Here is a 23,218-nt window from a genome sequence, read left to right as displayed (position 1 = left end):
AATAGATTTCTACCGCCTGTCATGGCCTCTTCGCAGCACAAGGCTGCTCCTACAGGGATCTGTGCAGGCCTTCAGGCTACTGGCTTGTCTTCCAGCTCCATCCAGTCCGCCAGCACCCGGTAGGCGTCTTCCACGCCCAGGCGCTTGGGTGCCGAGAACAGCTGGATGGTCACGCCATCGCCCCAACCCTTGCGAATTTCCGACTGCACTTTCAGCAGGGTGTTCTTGCCTGCGCCATGGGTCAGTTTGTCGGCCTTGGTCAACAGGATGTGCATCGGCATGCTGCTGGCCTTGGCCCAGTCGAGCATCATCTTGTCGAAGTCGGTCATCGGGTGGCGCACGTCCATCATCAGGATCACACCACGCAGGCACTCGCGGCTGCCCAGGTAGGCCTCCAGGTGTTTTTGCCAGTGCTGCTTGAGCGGAATCGGGACTTTTGCATAACCGTAGCCCGGCAGGTCGACCAAACGCCGTTCATCGTCCAGACTGAAGAAATTCAGCAGCTGGGTGCGCCCGGGCGTTTTCGAGGTACGCGCCAAGCTGGCATGAGTCAGGGTGTTGAGGGCGCTGGATTTGCCGGCGTTTGAACGACCGGCGAAAGCCACCTCGTAACCCTGGTCGTCCGGACATTGTTCGACCTTGGCTGCGCTGAGGGCGAATTTGGCTTTCTGGCAGAGGCCGAGGATGGGGTTCTTGACTTGCATGGGATATCCGATGTGGGTGTTGCCTGACTCTGAAGGCCCGAGCCTGGCAAGCGGTGTCGTTTCCGTTTGGATGGCGGAAGTATATAATGCCCCAGTTTTTGTGTGCTCATTCTCCCAGCGAAGGAGAACGGGCATGGGGTGTCGAACAATAGCTCGCGCAACAGAACGCAGCGCGGCCCCCAACCCTGAAGGTCGTTCCGCATGGCGAAATGGCTGCTTGCTGTCGGTATGTTCCTGCCGGTTTTCAGCGCACAGGCTACACAGGATCCCGAGGTGTTGTACAACCGCACGTGTGCGGCCTGTCACACCGGGCAGTTGCCACAGGCACCCAGACGCGGTGACCGGGCAGCATGGGAGCCAAGGCTGGCGCAAGGCATGGAGGTACTGGTGAAGCACGTGACCCAGGGTTTCAAGGCTATGCCGCCGCGTGGATTGTGCATGGACTGCAGTGCCGAGGACTACCGTTTGGTCATCCTTTGGATGAGCGGCAGTCCCGATACATAACATTTCACCCTTAGCCGTGTTGGATTAGCTGATGAACAAACTAGTCGTGAGTCTGCTGTTGACCCTGGGTGTCGCAGGTGCGGCCACTGCTGCGCAACCTATCAAAGGCGATGCCGCCGCTGGCCAGGCCAAGACGGCCGTTTGTGGCGCCTGCCACAACCCCGACGGCAACAGCCTGGCGCCGAACTTCCCGAAACTGGCCGGCCAAGGCCAGCGCTACCTCGAAAAGCAACTGCACGATATCAAGTCGGGCAAGCGTACCGTGCTGGAGATGACCGGCATGCTGACCGCGTTCAGCGACCAGGATCTGGCTGACATCGCTGCTTACTTCTCCAGCCAGAAAGGCAGCGTGGGTGCCGCTGATCCCAAACTGGTCGAGCGGGGCCGTGCGCTGTTCAATGGCGGCGACCTGGAAAAGGGCATGCCGGCCTGCACCGGCTGCCACTCGCCGAACGGCGCGGGTATCGCCCTGGCCGGCTTCCCTCACCTGGGCGGGCAGCACTCGCAGTACGTGACCAAGCAGCTGACTGACTTCCGCGAAGGCAACCGCACCAACGATGGCGACGCCATGACCATGCGCACCATCGCCGGCAAGCTGAGCAACCACGACATCGAAGCGTTGGCCAGCTACATCCAGGGCCTGCATTAACTTTCGGTTAATGTTGTAGGCCAATGATGAAAGGGCGGCCGGGCCGCCCTTTTTTCAGTCCGCAGCCGTTACACTACAGAACTCGAGCCCTTCCCGGCCTGTCTCAGTGCAGGTCGCGTCGTGGCGACCCATGACTGCTCAGGAGTAAAGCATGCGTAAACTGATTCTCAGCGCTGCGCTGGTCGCCGCCAGCGTATTCGGTATGACTGCCGTCCAGGCCGCCGAGCCTGTTGCCGGTAAGGAATACATCCAGCTGAGCAACCCTGTTCAGGTTTCCGTGCCTGGCAAGATCGAAGTGGTCGAGCTGTTCTGGTACGGCTGCCCTCACTGCTACCACTTCGAACCGGTCATCAACCCGTGGGTCGAAAAGCTGCCCAAGGACGTCAACTTCAAGCGCGTACCGGCCATGTTCGGTGGCCCGTGGGATGCACACGGCCAGATGTTCCTGACCCTCGAAGCCATGGGCGTCGAGCACAAGGTGCACGCGGCGGTGTTCGATGCCATCCAGAACCAGCACAAGCGTCTGACCGACAAGAACGATATGGCCGACTTCCTCGCCACTCAAGGCGTGAACAAGGACAAGTTCCTCGCCACCTTCGATTCGTTCGCCATCAAGGGCCAGGTCAACCAGGCCAAGGAACTGGCGAAGAAGTATGAAATCACCGGCGTACCGAGCATGGTGGTCAACGGCAAGTACCGCTTCGACCTGGGTACCGCCGGCGGGCCGGAAGGCGTGCTGAACGTCGCCGACCAACTGATCGACAAGGAGCGCGCCGCTAAGTAAGCGGCGTAACCCATGCCCCGCTTCAGAGCTACGCGTGGCATTGGCCTGCACCAGCCGCAGGTCAACGAACACCACCTGCAGGCCCCCGGCCTGCCCGAGGATGGTCGTCTGCGGCTGCTCAGTTTCAACATCCAGGTGGGCATCAGCACCGAGCGCTACCGGCATTACCTGACCCGCAGTTGGCAGCACCTGCTGCCGCACAACGGGCGTGCCGGCAACCTGCAGAAGATCGGCAAGCTGCTGGGCGACTTCGATCTGGTGGCCCTGCAGGAAGCCGATGGCGGCAGCCTGCGTTCGGGCTACGTCAACCAGGTCGAACACCTGGCCCACCTGGGTGCCTTCCCCTATTGGTACCAGCAGCTCAACCGCAACCTCGGGCGTTTCGCCCAGCACAGCAATGGCGTGCTCAGCCGCCTGAAGCCGCAACTGCTCGAAGACCACCCCTTGCCTGGCCCGGCCGGGCGTGGTGCGATTCTGGTACGGTTCGGTGAAGGCGACGATGCGCTGATCGTGGTGATGATGCACCTGGCATTGGGGGCCAAGACCCGTGCCCTGCAGCTGGGCTACATCCGCGAGCTGATTGGCGGCTACCGACACCAGGTGCTGATGGGCGACATGAACACCCATGCCACCGACCTGCTGGACCATTCGCCATTGCGCGACCTGGGCCTGGTTGCACCGCAAGTCGAAGCCACCTTCCCTAGCTGGCGACCGCAACGTTGCCTGGACCATATCCTGCTCAGCCCAAGCCTAACGCTGGAGCGGGTCGAGGTGCTGGCACAGCCAATTTCCGACCACCTTCCCGTTGCTGTCGAGATTCGATTGCCTGATGCATTGACTGTGGATACGCTGCCGGTTTTGAGCTAATTGCCATCACCGTTTGCGGGCCCGGGCATGACTGAAGACGCTGAGCGCTGGAAAGAAAAATACCTGAAAAGCATCGAGCAGCAAGAAAAGCTCGAACGCCGTTGGGACGCCCGTCTCGACTTGCTGCGTCGCGGCCTGGTGCGCAGCACGCTGGCTGCAGAAGGCAGTGACAAGATCGTCGACGAGTGCATGAAGGAAATGCGCGAGGTGATCCGCAGCGACAATATGGATGCCGGCCTCGCCGGGTTGATCCCGCGCCTTGAAAAAGCGGTGCTGGACTCCGAACAGCGTCGCGAAACCCGCATGAACCAGGTCAGCGATGCGCTGACCGCACTCGTTGGTCAATTGCAAGGCTTGCCGCTGTCCAGCGACATCTCGCGGCCATTGAAAAAACTGGCGAAGAAACTCGACGGCGGGGTTGCCCAGTCACGCGAGCTGCCGCCGCTGCTGGGCGAGTTGAGCGGCTTGCAGGGGCGCGCGCTGTCGTCCTTGGGCAAGATGGGCGAAGACGCCCGGCCCGGTTTTCTCCAGCGCTTGTTCGGCAGCCGCGAGGACGACGTACAGGCAGGGCCAGAGCTTGCGCCGGTAGCGCTGCCAGCTGCCGAGATTCAACCCCAGGCTGCGGGTAGTACCGAGCCTTCGCAGCCTGACGACGTCGATGCGCTACAACCGCTGCCGGTCCCCGCTGCCACCTCCGTCGAGGTGACCGATGCGCCCGAGCCGGAGTTGGAGGTGTCTGGCCCGGCGCTGATCGAACCGGTCGAAATGCCGCCAACTCCGTTGCCGCCGTTGCCTCAGGATGAAGCACCCGTGCCGGAAGGTGCCGCAAGCGAACCGTTGGCCGAGGCAGAACCGGTACAGGTCCTTGAAGAAACCTTCGGTGAAGACGGCCCCTATGCCCTGCCCTACGCGGTGGAGCCGCCTTACAGCCAGGTTGCCGCGCATATCGAGCAGACCCTGATCGGCCTGCTCGACGACCTCAGCCTGCCCGAGCGGCACAAGGCCCAGGCGTTGGAAATGCGCGAGCGGGTCGCCCGCGGCTTGAACTGGTACGAGTTGATCCCGGTGCTGGATGACCTGGCGGTGCTCATGCTGGCGATCACCGACAGCGGCCAGCACGAATTCGAAACCTATTTGCAGCAGCTCAATGAACGCTTGGAAGGTTTCCAGAGCCATTTGCACGAAGCTAGTGCCGGCCATGCCGACAACAGCAGTGCGGCTCGTGAGTTGGATAACCAACTGCGTGAGCACGTCGATGGCTTGCAGAGCAGCGTGCAAGGTGCCGCCGATGTAGACAGCCTCAAGCACATCCTGGAAAACCGCCTGGAAGGCTTGCTGGTGACCATGGATGAGCACAAGCACGAGCGTGATCGCCGTGAGCAGGAACTGGCAGGTCGCCTGCAAGGCCTGTCTGAGCGGGTGGCGAGCATGGAGCATGAGGCGCTTGGCTACCGCGAACACCTGGAAGAGCAGCGCCAGAAAGCCCTGCTCGACCCACTGACTGGGCTGCCCAACCGTGCGGCCTGGAGCGAGCGCGTCGAGCGCGAAATGCTCGACTGGCAGGAAAATGGTGGCCACCTGGCGATGGCGATTCTCGACCTGGACCATTTCAAGCGTATCAATGACAGCTATGGGCACCTGGCGGGGGACAAAGTCCTGAAGATTGTCGCCGACCAGCTGCGCAAGCGCTTGCGCGGTCGTGATTTCATTGCCCGGTTTGGCGGCGAGGAGTTCGTGTTGTTGTTGCCGCAGACCACGCCGGCAGCCGCCGCGCAAGTGGCCGAGATGCTGCGCGCGACTGTCGAAGCCTGCCCCTTCCACTTCAAGGGTGAGCGGGTGGTGATCACCACCTCCATCGGCCTGGGCGCATTCCGTTCTGGCGAGCGCAGCGACCAGGTGCTCAAGCGCGCCGATGCAGCGCTGTACCGGGCCAAGGAGCACGGGCGCAATCGCGTCGAGCAGGGCTAGCCGGCCACGCTGACCCACGGCAGGCGCAGCCGTGGGGAGCACGTTATACTGTAGCGCTCATACGCTGAGGCCACTGACGTGCTTTCCACGCTTAAAAAAACCCTGATTTCCTGTTTGCTGCTGTCGGTCGCCGGTTGCTCGACGGGCCTGCGCATCGACCGCAGCCACCCTTCGGCCAATCAGGACAACCGCATCCAGTTCGTTGTCCTGCATTACACCAATGCTTCGCTGGAGCGTTCATTGGCGTTGCTTACCCATGGCGAGGTCAGCAGCCACTACCTGATTGGCGATGGCCCGGCGACGGTGTATCAACTGGTGGATGAAAACCGTCGCGCCTGGCATGCCGGTGATAGCCAGTGGCAGGGGCGCACCTGGCTGAATTCTTCGTCCATCGGTATCGAGATCGTCAACCCAGGCTTTACCGACACCCCGAACGGCCGCGTCTGGCACCCTTACAGCGAGGCGCAGGTCCAGTCGCTGATTGCGCTGCTCAAGGACATCGTCAAGCGCAACAATATCGAACCCCGCCACATCATCGGCCACAGCGACATTGCCCCGCTGCGCAAGCTGGACCCTGGGCCATTGTTCCCGTGGAAGCGCCTGGCCGACGCCGGGCTGGGCGTATGGCCGGATGCCAACGCGGTTGCACGGCAGCAGGCCTACTTCAGCGTCAACCCGCCAAGCGTTGGCTGGTACCAGCAGGAATTGGCACGGTTCGGCTATCAGATCGAGCAGACCGGCGTGTTGGATGTAGCGACGCGCCATGTGATCGCCGCGTTCCAGATGCGCTTCCGCCCGCAGCGCTTCGACGGCACGCCGGATGCGCAGACAGCCGCGATGCTGCAGGTGCTCAACCGCATGCGCTAAGCGGTTCCTTGTAGGAGCAGCCTTGTGCTGCGAAGAGGCCGGTAAAGCCCACGCATCTCTACTGGATGTACCGACCTCTTCGCAGCACAAGGCTGCTCCTACTAAAAGCATGTACAGGCCGCAGCGAGGCGCCAAACGGTGCGGGTGATTCTCGATTCAGTTGCTATACCTTAGTTATCAACTGGATGCCATTGATGTCAGCTCTCATTTCTATGCTGCGCCAAATTTTTTACCGTCCCTGGATGCTGGCCACCTTGGCAGCGTTGGCCAGCGCCGCGGTGCTGCTGTCTGCCAGCATAGGCATTGCCCTGCAACAGATGAAGCAAAGCGAGAGCGAACAGATGAACGCTCAGGGCGAGCGTTTTCTGGACCGCCTCGAACAGGTGTTCGGCCAGTTGCGTGAAGGGGTCGACCTGCTGCAGGCCCAGCCCTTGCGCGGATGCAGCCCGGCGATGTTGGCAGCCCTGCAGCAGGTTGGCCTGAGCTCGCGGTTTATCTATGAAGCAGCCTATGTGGATGGCGATGTGGCCTGCTCCAACCGCGGTGACGAGCGTGCATTCGTGCCCTTGCGGGCGCCCGATATCCAAGGCCCTACCTACAGCTACTGGCTCAACACCACCACCGAGCCGAACGAGAACCTGGCGGCACTGATGCTTGGCCGGGGAAAATTTCTGGTGTCCACCTCGCGCGGTCACTTGACCGACGTGGTCGACCTGCCGCCAGGCGGCAGCCTGGTGGTGGTGCTGGACAACGGCGCCCGGGCCATACCGGTGCTCGGCCCGCCACAGGTTTGGCCACCGCCTTCGGCCTGGTCGACCAGCCACAAGTCGCTGCTGGAGCTCAGCGACCGGCTGATCTACCGCATGCCGACCAAGTCGCCGGATTACCAACTGGTGCTGATTGCGCCGAGGGCCAGCCTGCCGCTGAGGATGAACGGCATGCTCTGGTTGTTGTTCCCCGGTAGCGTACTGGCGGCCTGCTGCATCGGTTGGTTGGTACTCCAGTTGATTCTGCAACGGCGCTCGATGAGTTCGGAGCTGCAGAATGCCTTGCGTCGTGGGGAGCTGCAGGTGCTCTACCAGCCAATCATCGAACTCGACAGCCGGCGCTGCGTGGGGGCCGAGGCCCTGGTGCGCTGGCGCCGCCCGGATGGCACGCTGACCAGCCCGGACCTGTTCATTCCGCTGGCGGAGAATACCGGGCAGATTCGCCAGATCACCGACTTTGTCCTGCAACGTGTGCTTGAGCAATTAGGGCAGCTGCTGCGCTCGCACCCCAAGCTGTACATCTCGGTAAACCTGGCGGCCTGCGATGTGATGGTGCCGCGTATTGGCCGGGTGGCGGCGCGCTTGTTGGCCTTGCATCGCGTGGCGCCCAGCCAGATTGCTTTCGAGGTGACCGAGCGCGGTCTGATCGATGTGGTGGTGGCGCGCGACAACCTGCAAGCGTTGCGCGCCGTAGGGCATCAGGTGCTGATCGACGATTTCGGTACCGGTTATTGCAGCCTGGCCTACCTGCAGACCCTGCCCGTGGACTGCCTGAAGATCGACAAGGCCTTCATCGATGCCCTGGGCCATGATGCCGCCAGTAGCGGTGTGGCCCCGCATATCATCCGCATGGCCCATGACCTGCACCTGCGGGTGATTGCCGAAGGCATCGAGTTCGAGGATCAGGCGGCGCTGCTGAACAGCGAGGGGGTCAATTATGGGCAAGGCTGGCTATTTGCCCGGCCGCTGAACGCCCGGCAGTTTGCCGAGCTGGTGACCCGCGGGCAGCTGCCGCGGCGGGTGTAGTGGCGTTACAACAGTCATACCGGCAATGCCATATAGAATTGGGTCCCCTGCCCCGGCCGGGAAAACACGCCCATGCGCCCGCCATGCAGTTGCACGATTTCTTTGCACAGCGCCAACCCCAGCCCAGCGCCACCTTTTTTGCGGCCTACCTGCACGAAGGGTTCGAAGATGCGCCCTTGCTGCCCATAGGCAATGCCCTCGCCGTTGTCCTCGACGCTGATGATCACCCGTTCCGCGTGCCGCCGAGCATGCAGGCGGATGTGCCCGCCGTTGGCGGTATGGCGGATGGCGTTGTGCAGCAGGTTGTCCAGCACCCGGTCCAGCTGGGCGACGTCGGCCTGGATGCGCGGTAGTGGCGGTTCCAGCTCCTTGACCAACTCGATTTGTTTGTGCAGCGCTTGTTCGGCAAAGCGCTGTTGCGCACGCTCCAACAGTTCGTCGAGGGCACAGGGGGCCAGCTGGAGCTTCTGCAGCCCGCTCTGGTAACGGGAGAAGTTGAGCAGGTCGTTGATCAGCTGGGTCAGGCGCTGCATTTCTTCGCCGATGGTTTCCAGCAGGTCGTTCTCGCGTGCTTCCGGGGGGAACTTGACCCGCTCGCGCAACAAGCCAAAAGCCATGTGCATGCCGGTCACCGGGGTACGCAGTTCGTGGGAGGCGCGCAGCACGAATTCGCTGCGCACGCGCTCGAAGGCCCGTTGCTCGGTCACATCGTGCAGCACCATCACCGCGCCGAGAATTGGCCCTTGCGGGTGGCTGACCGGGGTCAGGCTGTAGGTGAGCAGACGCGACTCTTCATCCACCTCCATGTTCAGGTCGTCCGGTGGGCGGTCGAGGCTGCCTCCGCGCAGTACCTGACGCAGCTGTTGCTCAAGCTCCGGCCGCTGCAGGGCCTCTGCCAGGCTGCTGCCTACGCGGCTGTCGTTCCAGCCCAGCTGGCGTTGCGCCACTGGGTTGAGGTGCTCAAGGCGGCCCTGACGATCGATGATCAGCAGGCCATCGTCGATGCTGTCGAGCACGGCCTGCAAGCGCTGCTGACCGGCCAGCAGCTCGTCGACGTTGGTGGCCTGATGCTTGCGCAAGGCATCGGCCATCAGGCCAAAACGGCGGGTCAGCTGGTTCAGCTCGGTTGCCTGGGTGACCGGCAAGGTAACGTTGAAATTGCCTTTGCCCAGTTGGTCGGCCGCCTTGGCCAAGGCTTCGATCGGCTGGCCAAAACGCCGGGCGATGTTGTGAGCAGTGATAAAGCCCAGTACCAGCACCACCAGGCCCATCAAGCCGAGCACACCACTGACCAGCAGGGCGCGATCACGGGTGTGTTCCTCGCTGCGGGTGATCAGGTCCAAGGCCTGCTTGTGGGAATCGATCAGGTCGGTACGTACCTGGTTGAACGCGGCCCCCAGCGGCTGATCGACACCCATGCTGCGGGCGGGTGCGGCGCTGTCGCGATAGGCCTGGAGAAAGGCCTGGTAGTTGCTGCTGGCCTTGCTGAAGCCGGTGCGCTCACCGCCTTGCTCCAGCCCTTGGTTGAGCAGGGCCTGGAAAGTGTCCTGCAATAGCCGCAGGTTTTCCGGGGCGGTGTCTTCATCAAGAATAAGGGTCAGCTGTTCGCCCAGGTTCTGGCGCAGTTTCAACCCTACTTCCAGGGCATGGGTGGTATCGCGCACCAGTTGCTGTTGCACTGTGGCCATCTGCAGCACGCTGACCAGGCCCAGCAGCAGCCCAAGCAACGACACGGTAACCAGCGCCGAGATGCTGAGGAAAAGCCGCGTGCGCAGCTTCATGGGCGGCCACTTCACAGGTTGTACTGCTTGCGCTTGCGGTACAGGGTGGAGGCATCGATGCCCAAGGTCTTGGCGGCCTGGTCGAGGGTATCGCTGGCGGCCAGCACGGCACCGATATGCGCGCGTTCCAGTTCATCCAGGCTCAGCGCGGCACCCACGCGCGGGGCGTTGCCGACGGGTTGTTCGCCCATGCCCAGGTGGCTGATTTCCACGCGTTCCTGCGGGCAGATGATGCTGGCCCGCTCCACGACGTTGCGCAGTTCGCGAATGTTGCCGGGCCAGCGGTAGTTGAGCAGGGCCGCTCGCGCCTCGTCACTGAAACCGCGTGCGGGGCGGGAGTATTCCTTGACGAAACGGGCGAGAAAACGGTCGGCCAGGGTGAGAATGTCTTCACTGCGCTCGCGCAGGGGCGGCAGGTGCAGGGTGATGACGTTCAGGCGATACAGCAGGTCCTCGCGGAAGCGGCTTTCGCGCACCATCTCTTCGAGGTTGAGGTTGGTGGCGGCCAGAATACGCACATCGGCACGCCGGGTAACCGGGTCGCCGACGCGCTCGTATTCCTTGTCCTGGATGAAACGCAGTAGCTTGGGCTGCAAGGTCAGCGGGAAATCGCCGATTTCGTCGAGGAACAGCGTGCCGCCGTCAGCCTGGCTGACCCGCCCCAAGGTGCTTTCGCTGGCGCCGGTGAAAGCGCCGCGGGTGTGGCCGAACAGCTCGCTTTCCATCAGCTCGGCGTTAAGCGACGGGCAGTTGATGGTCACGCAGGCTTTGCGCGCGCGCTTGCTCCAGCCGTGGATGGCCCGTGCCAGTTCACCTTTACCGGTACCGGACTCACCAAGGATGAGGATGTTGGCGTCGGTGGTGGCTACCTGGCGGGCGGTTTCCAGCACCGCCATCATGGCCGGGCTGTGGGAGTCGAGGCCGTCCTTGGGTTTGCGAATTTCGCCTTCCAGAGCTTCCAGGCGCGCAGAAAGCTGGCGCACTTCCAGTTGCTTGGCGGTGGCCAGGCGCAACTGGTCGGGGCTGCATGGCTTGACCAGGTAGTCGGCCGCACCGGCCTGGATGGCATCTACCGCGGTGTCGATCGCCGAGTGGGCGGTTACGATCACCACCCGCATCCACGGGGCCTGGATACGCATTTGCGCCAGCACGTCGAGGCCATTGTCTTCACCCAGGCGCAAATCGAGGAAGCACAGGTCGAACACCTGGCGCTGTAGCAGGGCTTCGGCCTGGGCGGCGCTGTTGGCCGTGGCCACGCTGTAGCCCTCGTCCTCCAGGCAGTAGCGGAAGGTGCGCAGGATCGCGGACTCGTCATCCACCAGCAGAATGCGGCCTTGGTTGTCCTGGGCTGATTCCATTTCCTGCGCTCCTTTGGGATAGATCTTTATTTAGTGTGGGAAAAATCGGGCAAGTTGCATGGTCAATTCTGAAGGATTCTGTCCTTTGCATGCTAGCCAATGGCCAAAGGATGCCTGCAAGCCGCATTTTTCCAATGATTGGCTTAGAGGCGCGCACTGGCACATTGGTTGCGACGATTTTCAGATTTTGCCAAGAAGGAGGCACTGCCATGCCCTTTCCCCTGCGTAAGACCCTGTTGGCAGCGGCCCTGCTGCCAGTATTGACCCCGGTGTTCGCTGACCCTGTACAGGACGCGCGCCTGGAAGGCGCCCTGCAAACCGCCCTGTCACTCAATCGCATGCTCGACCCGTTCCGTATCACGGTTGAAGTGGATGGCAAGCAGGCGCGGCTTTCCGGTGAGGTGGAGAACGAGGTCGAGCGGCAGCTGGCCGAAGATGTAGCCCGGGCCACCCGGGGCATCGAACAGGTGGAAAACCAGCTGCAGGTGAATGCCCAGCTGGTAGAGCGCCCGCTGGAACTGCGTGCCTACGCCCAGCGTCTGGAGGACGCCACCCTGGCTGCGGTGATTCGTGCCCGGCTGTTGTGGAGCCGCACCACTGAAAAGGCGCCTATAGAAGTACAGAGCAGTGAAGGCGTGGTGACCTTGCGCGGGCGGGTCGACAGTGCCGAAGCCAAGGAGCTGGCGGGCGTGGTGGCGCGTACCACCGATGGCGTGCACCTGGTCAACAACCTGGTCAGCCTCGATACCGCCGCCATGGCCAAGGCCCGGGAAACCCCGGTAGGCGCACCCGCTGGGCCGCAGCCGAGTGACAGCTGGATCATCGACAAGATCCAGAACAGCTACCGTTTCAGCCGCAATCTCGATGGCTTGAACCTGAAAGTGGCCAGCGAAGCAGGCATGGTAAGGCTGTCGGGTGAGGTGGTCAGCGCTGAGCAGAAAACCATCGCGGTGGAGATCGCCCGGCAGATCATCGGCGTGCGCGGGGTGGATGCCGACTTGCTCAAAGTGGCGACCAAGGTCGAAGGCTGATCGTGCATTTCGCACGACTTCACAGGCGGCATCGTGCAGGATACGTCCTTGCCGCTTGCTTGAGTATTGTTTAACTAATTGATTTAAAAGGATTTTATTTAAATTTAAGGGCTGGCATGCAGGCTGCAATTACCTGTTCAGGTTTGAACAAAAATTACAGCAGGAGGAGCCGGCATGAACCGCCAAACCGTCAACCGCTCGCAGATCGTCGCACTGCCCTTGCGCCAGATGCTGACACTCGGCATGGCGCTGCTGCTGACCTTGGCCGCTGGCCTCTTCTATTACAGCTGGCAGACCGCGCGTCTGGCAGAGCAAGTGGCGGCGCAGACCGCCTTGTTGACGCAGATTCAGGCAACCCGTGCCAATACCCTGGTCAAGGCCGCTGACCCGCTGCCTGGCGGCCAGGCCACTGCCTCACCGGCCACCCTGGAAAATGTCGTACCCCAGGACCGCTGGGTCTTTTGACCTGTCGGCCGGACCGATTCCGCAAAAGAAAGGAGAACCACCATGCTGAGCTGGGCTATCACTTTCCTCATCATCGCCATTGTCGCCGCCGTATTGGGCTTCGGTGGTATCGCGGGCGCTGCGACGGGTATCGCGAAGATCCTGTTCATTGTCTTCCTGGTGTTGTTCGTAGCCTCCTTCTTCTTTGGACGTGGACGAGGTTGAAGATGAGCAGGAAGCTTTGTTCAGCCCTGGCTGCCGCCCTGTTATTGGGTGGCAGTGCAGCGGCGATGGCGGCCAATGACGGCCAGGTCCGGGTCGACCAGTTGCTCGGCTCGGACCCGGAGTATCGGGAAACCTGGCAGGACACCATCAAAGGCGAGGAACGCCTGCCCGATTGGGTGGTCAATTTGAGCGGCAGTGCCCAGCAGCAGATGTCTGCCGTTACCGAAGACGGTGACCAGTACTTGGTCGGCCCGCTGTGCGAGGCCAAGGACAACTGCACCTACAAACGCCTGATCGTGGCGTTCAGCTGGGACAAGGACGATGCGTACGGAATGCTCGTAGAGGTGCCCGAAGGCTTGCCGAGCGACAAGTCGCCCACCCGTCATGCGCAATATCGCTGGCTGGGCGAACCGGACGACGGCATGAAGGCGATGCTGCAGGAGCAGCTCAAGCGTGACCCGAATTGGTACTGAGCTTTCATTGCCGGTACGGATGCAAGGTCACCACTGTCACGTAATGGAAGCTGAACCTTTCTATAGTTCAGCCTTCCATGATGCGCCGCCCCGAGGAGGGGCAGCACATGACCAAGGGGTCGGGCTGTTCTGATTGTTGCAGGATCGGAGTGGCCTAGGGGTACAGGGAGTGCCTCCAGCAATGGACCGGGTCAGGAAAGGCGGAATCGGAAGTATCAGGCCGGCGGTATCAAAGGGATACTTTGCCAGGCCTGGCTTCCGAGGAGCCATGTAGGAAACGTCGCTTGCTTGCGCGTTTTTTCCTCTGAGACACATTTTGTCTCGACCGTACATCAAATTTTTTTCGCACTCCTCGACGCTTCTACAAGTGGTATTTCCGCCATTCGGATTGTCGAACAAGCCATTCTCAATGCCTTTTCCGTACCGCCAAATCTGCCTAAATATGGCGCTTTGGTCTTGTTCGGGATTCCGAACGTTATAAATCAATCACTTGCGAAGCTGCCGATTGGGTCGAAAATAGTATGCGATAACGGCATGGGGTATGCGTTTCCGGCATTAGCTTTCGCCCCTTGCCGTCGCAATAGTTGCCGCCTTTTTCGCTGGCCAGAGCGCCCTGTCGCTCGCCTGCGGTGTCCTTACATGACGTCGCCGGACGGAATCCTCTACTGCTCGTAACCATTGCCAATGGCTCTGTTACGTGTGTTTCCGCCAGGTGCCATGACCACTAGAACAAAGGGTAAAGACATGAAGAAGGCAAAACTGAGCCTCGCCTGGCAGATCGTTATCGGTCTGGTCCTGGGTGTTGCAATCGGCGCGCTCCTGAATCACTTCAGTGCAGAAAAGGCCTGGTGGATCAGCAACGTTCTCCAGCCCGCTGGTGACATCTTCATTCGCCTGATCAAGATGATCGTCGTCCCGATCGTGATTTCGTCGCTGATCGTGGGTATCGCCGGGGTTGGCGATGCGAAGAAACTGGGCAGCATTGGCCTGAAGACCATCATCTACTTCGAAGTGGTGACCACCATCGCCATCGTCGTCGGCTTGGTGCTGGCCAACCTGTTCCACCCGGGCGCCGGCATCGACATGAGCACCCTGGGTACCGTGGACATTTCCAAGTACCAGGCGACTGCGGCAGAAGTGCAGCATGAGCACGCGTTCATCGAAACCCTGCTCAACCTGATCCCGTCGAACATCTTCGCAGCGCTGATGCGTGGCGAAATGCTGCCGATCATCTTCTTCTCGGTCATGTTCGGCCTGGGCCTGTCGAGCCTGCAGGCAGAGCTGCGTGACCCGCTGGTGCGTACCTTCCAGGCTGTTTCGGAAACCATGTTCAAGGTCACCCACATGATCATGAACTACGCCCCGATCGGCGTGTTCGCCCTGATCGCCGTGACCGTGGCCAACTTCGGCTTCAGCTCGCTGCTGCCGCTGGCCAAGCTGGTGCTGCTGGTGTACTTCGCCATCGCCTTCTTCGCCTTCATGGTGCTGGGCCTGGTCGCTCGCCTGTTCGGCTTCTCGGTGATCAAGATCATGCGCATCATGAAAGATGAGCTGATCCTTGCCTACTCCACCTCCAGCTCGGAAACCGTGCTGCCGCGTGTAATCGAGAAGATGGAGAAGTACGGCGCGCCGAAGTCGATCTGCTCGTTCGTGGTGCCGACCGGCTACTCCTTCAACCTTGACGGTTCGACCCTGTACCAGAGCATCGCGGCCATCTTCATTGCCCAGCTGTATGGCATCGACCTGTCGTGGAGCCAGCAGCTGCTGCTGGTGTTGACCCTGATGGTCACCTCCAAGGGTATCGCTGGCGTGCCGGGCGTATCGTTCGTGGTCCTGCTGGCCACCCTGGGCAGCGTGGGCATCCCGCTGGAAGGCCTGGCCTTCATCGCCGGTGTCGACCGCATCATGGACATGGCCCGTACAGCGCTGAACGTTGTCGGCAACGCCCTGGCTGCACTGGTCATCGCCCGTTGGGAAGGTATGTACGACGCGGCCAAGGGCGAGAAGTACTACGCCTCGCTGATGGCCGCCAAGCCAGAAGCCGCAGTGGTTGGCGAAACCGCCAAGCGCTGAGCCTGATGGCTGTTTGAGCAAAAGCCCCGACTTGTCGGGGCTTTTGCGTTGTAGGAGCAGCCTTGTGCTGCGAACAGGCCGGTACACCCGGTAGAGATGCATGGGTTGTACAGGCCTGTTCGCAGCACAAGGCTGCTCCTACAGAGGATCGAGTGAGCGCCGGAGTACGCTATTATTCGGGCATTTTTCAGGGGGAACACACGGATGCTCAACGGCCTTTGGCTTGGCTTTTTCCTGGTGGCGGCGGTGTCCGCCCTGGCCCAATGGCTGGTAGGCGGCAACGCTGGCATCTTCGCGGCAATGGTCGAAAGCATCTTCGCCATGGCCAAGCTGTCGGTGGAGGTGATGGTGCTGCTGTTCGGCACGCTGACCCTGTGGCTGGGCTTTCTCAAGATCGCCGAAAAGGCCGGTATCGTCGAATGGCTGGCCAAGGTACTGGGCCCGCTGTTCGCCCGCCTGATGCCGGAAGTGCCGCCCGGCCACCCGGCGCTGGGCCTGATCACCATGAACTTTGCCGCCAACGGCCTGGGCCTGGATAACGCCGCGACGCCAATTGGCCTGAAGGCCATGCGCGCGTTGCAGGAACTGAACCCCAGCAGTACCACGGCGAGCAATGCGCAGATTCTGTTCCTGGTGCTCAACGCCTCATCGCTGACCCTGTTGCCTGTGACCATCTTCATGTACCGGGCCCAGCAAGGCGCGGCAGACCCGACCATGGTGTTCCTGCCGATCCTGCTGGCGACCAGCGTTTCAACCCTGGTCGGTCTGCTGTCGGTGGCCGTGATGCAGCGCTTGCGCCTGTGGGACCCGGTGGTGCTCGCCTACTTCATTCCCGGCGCCTTGCTGCTGGGTGGCTTCATGGCTTTTCTCGGTACCTTGTCGGCGGCTGCGCTGGCGAGCCTGTCGTCGATTCTGGGCAACCTCACATTGTTTGGCGTGATCATCTTGTTCCTGGTGGTGGGGGCCTTGAAGCGGGTGAAGGTGTATGAAACCTTCGTCGAAGGTGCCAAGGAAGGTTTCGACGTGGCCAAGAACCTGCTGCCCTACCTGGTGGCGATGCTGGTTGCGGTGGGCGTGCTGCGTGCGTCAGGTGCCCTGGAGCTGGCCTTGGACGGCATTCGTCATGCGGTGAACTGGATGGGCCTGGACACACGCTTCGTCGAGGGCTTGCCGACGGCGCTGGTCAAACCCTTTTCCGGCAGTGCTGCACGGGCGATGCTGATCGAAACCATGCAGACCCACGGTGTGGACAGCTTCCCGGCGTTGGTGGCGGCGACTATCCAAGGCAGTACCGAAACCACCTTCTATGTAGTGGCCGTGTACTTTGGTGCCGTGGGCATCCAGCGCGTGCGCCATGCGGTGGGCTGTGCGCTGTTGGCCGAGTTGTCCGGGGTGATCGCGGCGATCTTCGTCTGCTACTGGTTCTTCGCCTGAACCCTCGTTTGAGCCTGGTTGGCCTGGGCAATGGTCCAGCTCACCACTTGCCCCACCAACTGGTCGCTGGCCTGGCCAAAGCCGGCAACCACTGCTGACACCTGTTTGTCGGTCAGTGGTTGGCGGATTTCAAAGCGCTTGCTGGCCAGGATGCGTTGGTTGCGGCCCTGGACCAGGCGTGCGTCGTAGCGGATCACCACCTCCACCGTCCCGCCTGGGCGGTATTCACTCTGAAATGCCTGCAGCTCGCCAGCCAGCTCGTAGTCGGCCTGCAGGTTGCTGTCGTCGGCGCTCAGGCGCTGCACCTGGCCGTCACGCTGGAAACCATCGAGCAGGCGATTGCGCAGCAGCACCGGGGCCGCGTCGCTCCAACGCGCGCCTTTGTAGCTGCTGACCACATTGCCTTGGGGAATCACGGCAATCCGTGGCCCGGCCAGCACTTCGCTGGCCAGTGGCTTGTTCAGGCGCAATGACCAGTCCAGCGCCGGCGCGCTGCGGCTGGCCTGGTTGACCGGCAGGCGATACAGGTCGACGGGTTCGCTCTTCGGCAGGATAGAGCAGGCACTGGCCAGGCTCAGTGCGGCCGCCAGGGCCAGCAGGCGCAGCGACGGTTTCATGGCTGGAACTCCTTGTTGTTGTCGCGACCGAGCAGGTAGCCGCTTGGGTCGGCTTCCAGTTGCCGGGAAATGCCTTTGAGGGCGTTGAGGGTTTCACGCAGCTCGCGAATGGCCGGGGTCAGCTGGTTCAGGCCCTGGGCACCGTCGCCGATGGCTTCGCTGTTGTTTTTCAGCAGGCTGTTGATGGTGGCGGTGCTTTCGGCCAGCGACTGCATGGCCTGCTCGGCGCTACCGATGGCCTGCTTGCCCTGGGTGCCCAGCAGACCGTTGGCATTGCGCATCAGCGCCTGGGTTTCGGCCAGGGTGGCGCTGGCCTGCTTGCCCACCTGCGCCAGCTGCTCGATGGCATCGGCGATGCTGCCGTGCTGGCCGGCAAAGGCGCCGGTGGTCTTGTCCAGGTTGGCCAGGGTGTTGCTGAGGTGGCCGATGTTGTCCTCGGAGAACATCTGGTTGGCGTTGTGCAGCAGCAGATTGATGTTGGTCACCAGGTCGCTGCTGTCGTTGAGCAGGCGCGAGATGGGCGACGGCGAGGCGATGATCACCGGCAGCTTGCCATCCTTGCCTTTGAGCTCGGGGCTTTGTGGCGTGCCGCCGCTGAGCTGGATGAACGAGTTGCCGGTGACACCGGCCAGGGTCAGCTTGGCCTGGGTGTCTTCCTTCACCGGGGTGTCGCCGCTCAGGCGCACCCTTGCCAGTACCCGGCGTGGGTCTTTGGGGTCCAGGCGCAGGGTGGACACGTCGCCCACCTTGATGCCGTTGTACTGCACCGGGCTGCCACGGGACAGGCCGGACACGGCTTCGTTGAACACCACTTCGTAGTCCTTGAAGGCGTCGTCGACACTGGACTTGGCCAGCCACAGGCCGAACAGCATGGCGCCAGTCACCACCAGGACGGTGACCAGGCCGATAAGAACGTGATGGGCTCGGGTTTCCATTGCTCAGCGCTCCTGCCCGGCACGGGTGGCAGCCAGCTCGGCTGCGCGCCCGCGTGGGCCGTGAAAGTATTCTTGGATCCAGGCGTCGTCGGTCTGCTCGACTTCGGCCAGTGGGCCGGCCACCAGGACTTTTTTCTGCGACAGCACCGCGATGCGGTCAGTGATGGTGTACAGGGTGTCGAGGTCGTGGGTGATGAGGAACACCGACAGGCCCAGGGCATCGCGCAGGGTCAGGATCAACTGGTCGAACGCGGCGGCGCCGATCGGGTCCAGGCCGGCGGTGGGTTCGTCGAGGAACAGGATGTCCGGGTCCAGGGCCAGGGCGCGGGCTAGCGCTGCGCGCTTGATCATGCCCCCTGACAACGAGGCCGGGTACTTGTCGGCGGCCGAGATCGGCAACCCGGCCAGGGCCAGCTTCACCCCGGCCAGGTGCTCGGCGTCGGCGCGGGACAGCCCGGCGTGCTCGATCAGCGGCAAAGCCACGTTCTCGGTCACCGTTAGCGAAGAGAACAGCGCGCCTTTCTGGAACAACACGCCAAAGCGCCGTTCGACCAGCGAGCGCTGTTCTTCGCGCAGGCCTGCCAGGTCCTGGCCGAACACTTTGATCTGCCCTTCATTGGGCCGGCGCAAGCCGATGATGCTGCGCAGCAGCACCGACTTGCCGCTGCCTGAGCCGCCGACCACGGCGAGGATTTCGCCACGGTACAGGTCAAGGTCGAGGTTCTCATGCACCACCTGGCGGCCGAAGCGGTTGCAGATGCCGCGAGCTTCGATTACGCAATCCTGGCTATTCACCAGCCCATCTCCATGAAGAACAGCGCGGCCACCGCATCCAGCACGATGACCACGAAAATCGACTGCACCACCGCCGAGGTGGTGTGTGCCCCCACCGATTCGGCGCTGCCGCTGACCTTGAAGCCTTCCAGGCAGCCGATGGCGGCGATCAGGAAGGCGAAGAACGGCGCCTTGGCCAGGCCTACCAGAAAGTGCTGCACGCCGATGTCGCTTTGCAGCAGCGACAGGAACATGGCCGGGGAAATGTCCAGTGTCAGGGCGCAGACCACCGCGCCGCCGACGATGCCGCAAATCATCGCGACAAAGGTGAGCAACGGCAGCGAAATCAGCAGGGCCAGTACCCGTGGCACCACCAACAACTCCATGGGGTTGAGGCCCAGGGTGCGGATGGCGTCGATTTCCTCGTTGGCCTTCATCGAGCCGATTTGCGCGGTGAACGCGCTGGCCGTGCGGCCGGCCATGAGGATGGCGGTCAGCAGCACGGCGAACTCGCGCAGGAACGAGAACGCCACCAGGTCGACGGTGAAAATGGTCGCGCCGAAGTCGGCCAGCACGGTGGCGCCGAGGAAGGCCACCACCGCGCCCACCAGGAAAGTCAGCAAGGCGACGATGGGTGCGGCATCCAGCCCGGTCTGCTCGATATGTGCCACGACCGGCGTGAGGCGCCAGCGGTGCGGTTGCAGGGCGCGGCGCAGCAAGGTCTCGAGGATGACGCCGACGAAACCGAGCAACTGCATGGAGTCTTGCCACAGCGTACCGACGGCGCGGCCGATGCGCTCCAGCAGCATCAACAGTACGTTTCGCTCGGGCTCCTTGACCGGGATACAGTAGTCCTGGACCGAGCAGTAGACGTTCTTGAGCAGTGCGCGGCTGGCTTCAGGCAGGTCCTGGGTACAGCGCGACAGGCGCTCGGAGCCTAGCAGTTCGGCCAGCAGCGAAGCGCCGGCGGTGTCCAGGCGGCCCAGTTGGCTGAGGTCGGCGACGGTGTCGTCGGCATATTGCGTGCGCAGGCGCTCGCTTTCGCGTTTGAGGCTGGCGTAGTGCGCCAGGGTCCAGTCACCGCTGATACGCAGGCAGGCCGGTTGGCTGCTGGTGTCCAGGGTGGCGCTGGGGGTGGTCATAGGCTCCATGCAATTGACTCGGCGCTAAGGCTTAGGGGCTGATCATAGCGCAGCGGGCATGGGCTGTTTGGTGATTATGTTCGGTGTGTTCTTTTAGCAACATCGATTGGTAGGAGCAGCCTTGTGCTGCGAAGAGGCCCTAAGCGCCCAAAGAGGTGGGTTGCTGTAGCGGCCCTTTCGCAGCACAAGGCAGGGGTTCACCCACCAGTCGGCATGTCGTCGACCACTTTGAAGCGCAGCACGCCGATCACCTGCCCGTCTTCGGTCAGCACCCTTACCTGCCACTTGCCCACCGGGTTGGGCGGGAAGTTCTGTTTGTGGGTCCAGGCCCGGTAGCCTTCCTTGCGCCCGCCGTGGATGTCCAAGGCTATGCGGTCGACCTCCTGGCCGTCCTTTTGCCACACATGGTAGATCCGTTCATTCAGGCCGCGTGGCGCGTTGATGGCGGTGTAGGCATACAGGCCACTGCTGCGGATACGGCTGGCGGCAATCTCGTCCAGCGATTCGCCCGGCTGGCGGTTGAGGACTTCGGTGCTAACCGCCACCTCGGTCATCCACAGGGTTGCTGGTGGCACCCAGGAGCGCAGCAGCCAGCCGCCGGCACCGACCGACAGGGTAACCAGGACCAGCGCCACGGCGCGGCGCCAGGTGTTGATCGGGAAGCTGCTGGCCAGGCTGGGGAACGACAGGGCCATGGCGGCGATCAGGGCCAGCTTGAAGCTTTGCGCGGTGGTCAGGTGCAGGATGATCGGCAGCGCAGTCAGCAGGGCGGCGAACAGCGTCAGGGTGTGCAATGCCAGGAACAGCCAGCGCCGCGGTGCCAGCCACTTGTAGTACAGCGGGTCGGTGATCGAAATCAGGCCGGCGGCGCCAAGCAAGCCAGTGAAGACCAATTGGCCGCTGTTCCAGGTGGTGGTGATGAAGAAGAACGGCAGCACGAAGAACAGCGTTTCCTGGTGGATCATCTGCGTCGCGTAGCGCAACAGCGGCTGCGGGATCTCGCGGTTGAAGGTGCGTGCGAACAAGCCGGTGAGGGTGTTCTCCAGCATCAGCCAGACCCAGCTGACCAGCATGAGTATGGCGACCCAGCTGGCCAGGCCGGCTTGGCGGTCGACCAGGATGAAACTGCCGATACCGGAGAGGAAACCGCCGAGCGCGATGATGCCGGGGTAGCGTTTGAGCAGTTCGATGATGCGCTGGACGATATGGGGGATTTGGGGCATTGGGGGCTACAACAGAAAGGATGAGGTGGCTGTGCCGGCCTCTTCGCGGGCACGCCCGCTCCCACAGTGTAGCCATGAGGTCTCTGTGGGAGCGGGCGTGCCCGCGAAAGGGCCGGTACTGGCAAAAGGATACCGCCGATTCACCGCTGGCGTGTAGCACCACTCGGCCGTTCAGGGCCATGCCGCCGCCAGCGCAGCAACCCGGCCGCCAGTATCAGGCCCACTACCAGCGCGACCAATCCGTAGAGTTCGTCATAGCCAAGCAACGGCTTCTCGATACGCAGGTATCCCTCCTCCTTGAGCAGTTCCTTCAGCGCCTCGTTGGCCTGTGCCAGGCTGACCTGACGCAGCTTGCGCACCGGGTTGGCAAAGCGCCCGTCGGTGTAGTCGTTCAGCGCACCCCAGTAGTAGTCGGCCAAGGCGCTGTTGCCCTGGGTGCTCCAGCTTTCCTTGGCGACGCTGGCGTCCTTGATACGGGCGAAGGTATCCGGGTCGAGGCCTTCTTTGCGCAGGTGGTCGAACAGTGCCTGCATCACCTTGACCGCCTTGTCTATGTCATCGCGCTCAAGGTCCGCATTGAGGCTGAGCAGGCCGGTGTCACCGAAGCTTTCGCGTTGCACAGACGGGCCGTAGGACAGCCCGTTGCGCAGGCGCAACTGGTCGTACAGTACCCAGTCGAGGTAGCGCGACAGCAGGTCGAGGGTGGCTTGGTGATCGTTGTCCAGCACCGGCTCGATGAACAGCCAGTGCAGTTTGACGCTGTCGCCCAGCCAGCCGCGGGTCAGGTCGCGGCGCTGTTCGGCCTGCTGGGTGATGCTTTCCAGGTTGCGGCGCTCTTCCGGTTCGGTCGCTGGCAACTCGCCAAAAGTGCGTTCCAGATAGGCCGGTAGCAGGCGGTCGAGGCCACCGACCATGATCAGGGTCATGTTGTTGGCCGCGTACCAGTGGTCACGCAAGGCCTGTACTTGCTCCAGGGTCATGTCGTCGAGGTTGGAGCGTTCCGGGCATTTCAGGCCCAGCTCGGTGGCCAACTGGTCGCTGGCTGGGTGGCCGATGTCCTGGCGGTCGAGCCAGCGTTGCAGGTGGCCGTAGTGGCCGCCGTCTTCGCGTTCGATGATGCGTTTGGCGGTGGCCAGCGCCTTGGCGTCGATGCGGGTGTCGCGAATGACCGCCAGCAGCAGGTCGAGGACCTTGCGCTGGTTGCGCGCCGGGGCTTCGATGACAAAGGTGGTGTCGGCACTGCTGGTATAGGCATTCCACTCACCGCCCAGCGCTTGCAAGCGTTCTTCGAGCCCGCCCTCGCCGGTTTCGTCGATGCCGCTGAACAGCAGGTGCTCAAGCAGGTGCGGCAGTTCTTTCTGCTCGCAATCGAAGTCGTCCAGGCCCACCCCGACCACCAGGCGAATCGCCACATGGTCCCGCTCATAGCCGTCTTTCAGGATGACCTGCAGACCATTGAGCAACAGGTAGCCTTCAACCCGCGAGCGGTCGAGGGCGAGGGTGGGCAGGCTGCAGATCAGCAGGCAAACGAACATCAGGCAACGCATGGGCGAGCGAGGGTCCTTAGCTAGA

At 62.4% G+C, this 23,218-nt stretch carries 22 protein-coding genes; 13 read left to right on the top strand and 9 right to left on the bottom strand.

The window, feature by feature from the left end; genetic code table 11:
* Nucleotides 1–71 precede the first annotated feature (71 nt).
* Entirely contained in the window at nt 72–704 is a 633-nt protein-coding gene (gene yihA, locus ACNFBR_RS17595) for a ribosome biogenesis GTP-binding protein YihA/YsxC (RefSeq protein ID WP_019099202.1), read from the bottom strand.
* Nucleotides 705–905: 201 nt separating this feature from the next.
* Between yihA and ACNFBR_RS17590 the strand changes: the two genes are divergently transcribed.
* The 7 genes from ACNFBR_RS17590 to ACNFBR_RS17560 all read left to right on the top strand — a co-directional run bounded on the left by ACNFBR_RS17590 (nt 906) and on the right by ACNFBR_RS17560 (nt 8,136).
* Complete coding sequence (locus ACNFBR_RS17590; protein ID WP_016712845.1) at nt 906–1,208, top strand: c-type cytochrome; 303 nt, start codon at nt 906–908, stop codon at nt 1,206–1,208.
* A gap of 31 nt (nt 1,209–1,239) precedes the next feature.
* Nucleotides 1,240–1,857, top strand: a complete 618-nt coding sequence (locus ACNFBR_RS17585) for a c-type cytochrome (RefSeq protein ID WP_416736095.1) — start codon at nt 1,240–1,242, stop codon at nt 1,855–1,857.
* Between the two features lie 151 nt (nt 1,858–2,008).
* Entirely contained in the window at nt 2,009–2,641 is a 633-nt protein-coding gene (gene dsbA / locus ACNFBR_RS17580; RefSeq protein ID WP_416736094.1) for a thiol:disulfide interchange protein DsbA, read from the top strand.
* A gap of 12 nt (nt 2,642–2,653) precedes the next feature.
* On the top strand, nt 2,654–3,508 hold the full coding sequence (locus tag ACNFBR_RS17575) for an endonuclease/exonuclease/phosphatase family protein (protein ID WP_416736093.1): 855 nt from the start codon (nt 2,654–2,656) through the stop codon (nt 3,506–3,508).
* Between the two features lie 27 nt (nt 3,509–3,535).
* Nucleotides 3,536–5,476, top strand: coding sequence for a diguanylate cyclase (locus ACNFBR_RS17570; RefSeq protein ID WP_416736092.1), 1,941 nt, complete (start codon nt 3,536–3,538; stop codon nt 5,474–5,476).
* A 78-nt stretch (nt 5,477–5,554) separates the two neighbouring features.
* Entirely contained in the window at nt 5,555–6,343 is a 789-nt protein-coding gene (locus ACNFBR_RS17565; RefSeq protein ID WP_416736091.1) for an N-acetylmuramoyl-L-alanine amidase, read from the top strand.
* A 194-nt stretch (nt 6,344–6,537) separates the two neighbouring features.
* The gene (locus ACNFBR_RS17560; RefSeq protein ID WP_416736090.1) at nt 6,538–8,136 is read left to right on the top strand and encodes an EAL domain-containing protein; all 1,599 of its coding nucleotides are present in this window, start codon (nt 6,538–6,540) and stop codon (nt 8,134–8,136) included.
* Between the two features lie 14 nt (nt 8,137–8,150).
* On the opposite strand, the gene ACNFBR_RS17555 is transcribed toward ACNFBR_RS17560, so the two are convergent.
* Together ACNFBR_RS17555 and algB are read right to left on the bottom strand one after the other, a co-directional pair.
* The gene (locus ACNFBR_RS17555; RefSeq protein WP_416736089.1) at nt 8,151–9,917 is read right to left on the bottom strand and encodes a KinB sensor domain-containing domain; all 1,767 of its coding nucleotides are present in this window, start codon (nt 9,915–9,917) and stop codon (nt 8,151–8,153) included.
* A gap of 11 nt (nt 9,918–9,928) precedes the next feature.
* On the bottom strand, nt 9,929–11,275 hold the full coding sequence (gene algB, locus ACNFBR_RS17550; protein ID WP_416736088.1) for a sigma-54-dependent response regulator transcription factor AlgB: 1,347 nt from the start codon (nt 11,273–11,275) through the stop codon (nt 9,929–9,931).
* A gap of 209 nt (nt 11,276–11,484) precedes the next feature.
* Between algB and ACNFBR_RS17545 the strand changes: the two genes are divergently transcribed.
* The 6 genes from ACNFBR_RS17545 (at nt 11,485) to ACNFBR_RS17520 (ending at nt 16,955) form a co-directional block, all read left to right on the top strand.
* Nucleotides 11,485–12,306 (top strand): BON domain-containing protein, encoded by an 822-nt coding sequence (locus ACNFBR_RS17545; RefSeq protein ID WP_416736087.1) that lies wholly within the window; start codon nt 11,485–11,487, stop codon nt 12,304–12,306.
* Nucleotides 12,307–12,480: 174 nt separating this feature from the next.
* A complete protein-coding gene (locus ACNFBR_RS17540) occupies nt 12,481–12,771 on the top strand; it encodes a hypothetical protein (protein ID WP_416736086.1) in 291 nt (96 codons plus the stop codon).
* A 42-nt stretch (nt 12,772–12,813) separates the two neighbouring features.
* Nucleotides 12,814–12,975, top strand: a complete 162-nt coding sequence (locus ACNFBR_RS17535) for a DUF1328 domain-containing protein (protein ID WP_003252966.1) — start codon at nt 12,814–12,816, stop codon at nt 12,973–12,975.
* Between the two features lie 2 nt (nt 12,976–12,977).
* Nucleotides 12,978–13,448: an inhibitor of vertebrate lysozyme family protein gene (locus ACNFBR_RS17530; RefSeq protein WP_416736085.1), complete on the top strand. Its 471-nt coding sequence runs from the start codon at nt 12,978–12,980 to the stop codon at nt 13,446–13,448.
* 744 nt (nt 13,449–14,192) lie between these two features.
* On the top strand, nt 14,193–15,521 hold the full coding sequence (gene gltP / locus ACNFBR_RS17525; RefSeq protein ID WP_416736084.1) for a glutamate/aspartate:proton symporter GltP: 1,329 nt from the start codon (nt 14,193–14,195) through the stop codon (nt 15,519–15,521).
* Nucleotides 15,522–15,725: 204 nt separating this feature from the next.
* Complete coding sequence (locus ACNFBR_RS17520) at nt 15,726–16,955, top strand: nucleoside recognition domain-containing protein (protein ID WP_416736083.1); 1,230 nt, start codon at nt 15,726–15,728, stop codon at nt 16,953–16,955.
* Here the strand turns inward: ACNFBR_RS17520 and ACNFBR_RS17515 are convergent.
* The 6 genes from ACNFBR_RS17515 to ACNFBR_RS17490 form a co-directional block, all read right to left on the bottom strand.
* Nucleotides 16,937–17,572, bottom strand: coding sequence for an ABC-type transport auxiliary lipoprotein family protein (locus ACNFBR_RS17515; RefSeq protein ID WP_416736082.1), 636 nt, complete (start codon nt 17,570–17,572; stop codon nt 16,937–16,939). The two genes, ACNFBR_RS17520 and ACNFBR_RS17515, sit on opposite strands and share 19 nt — an antisense overlap.
* A complete protein-coding gene (locus ACNFBR_RS17510; protein WP_416736081.1) occupies nt 17,569–18,507 on the bottom strand; it encodes an MlaD family protein in 939 nt (312 codons plus the stop codon). The genes ACNFBR_RS17515 and ACNFBR_RS17510 overlap by 4 nt, the downstream gene beginning before the upstream one ends.
* A gap of 3 nt (nt 18,508–18,510) precedes the next feature.
* Nucleotides 18,511–19,302 carry an ABC transporter ATP-binding protein gene (locus ACNFBR_RS17505; protein ID WP_416736080.1) on the bottom strand — a complete coding sequence of 264 codons (792 nt, stop codon included), beginning with the start codon at nt 19,300–19,302 and terminating at the stop codon, nt 18,511–18,513.
* On the bottom strand, nt 19,299–20,432 hold the full coding sequence (locus ACNFBR_RS17500) for an ABC transporter permease (RefSeq protein ID WP_416736079.1): 1,134 nt from the start codon (nt 20,430–20,432) through the stop codon (nt 19,299–19,301). The genes ACNFBR_RS17505 and ACNFBR_RS17500 overlap by 4 nt, the downstream gene beginning before the upstream one ends.
* A 188-nt stretch (nt 20,433–20,620) precedes the next feature.
* Nucleotides 20,621–21,646 carry a DUF5924 family protein gene (locus ACNFBR_RS17495; protein WP_416736078.1) on the bottom strand — a complete coding sequence of 342 codons (1,026 nt, stop codon included), beginning with the start codon at nt 21,644–21,646 and terminating at the stop codon, nt 20,621–20,623.
* Between the two features lie 140 nt (nt 21,647–21,786).
* On the bottom strand, nt 21,787–23,193 hold the full coding sequence (locus ACNFBR_RS17490) for a M16 family metallopeptidase (protein WP_416736077.1): 1,407 nt from the start codon (nt 23,191–23,193) through the stop codon (nt 21,787–21,789).
* Between the last annotated feature and the right edge of the window lie 25 nt (nt 23,194–23,218).

The sequence above is a fragment of the Pseudomonas sp. NY11955 genome (genome assembly GCF_048068035.1).
Classification (GTDB): Bacteria; Pseudomonadota; Gammaproteobacteria; order Pseudomonadales; family Pseudomonadaceae; genus Aquipseudomonas.
The sequence above is the reverse complement of the archived record's forward strand: the minus strand, read 5'-3'. Positions and strand labels throughout refer to the sequence as shown.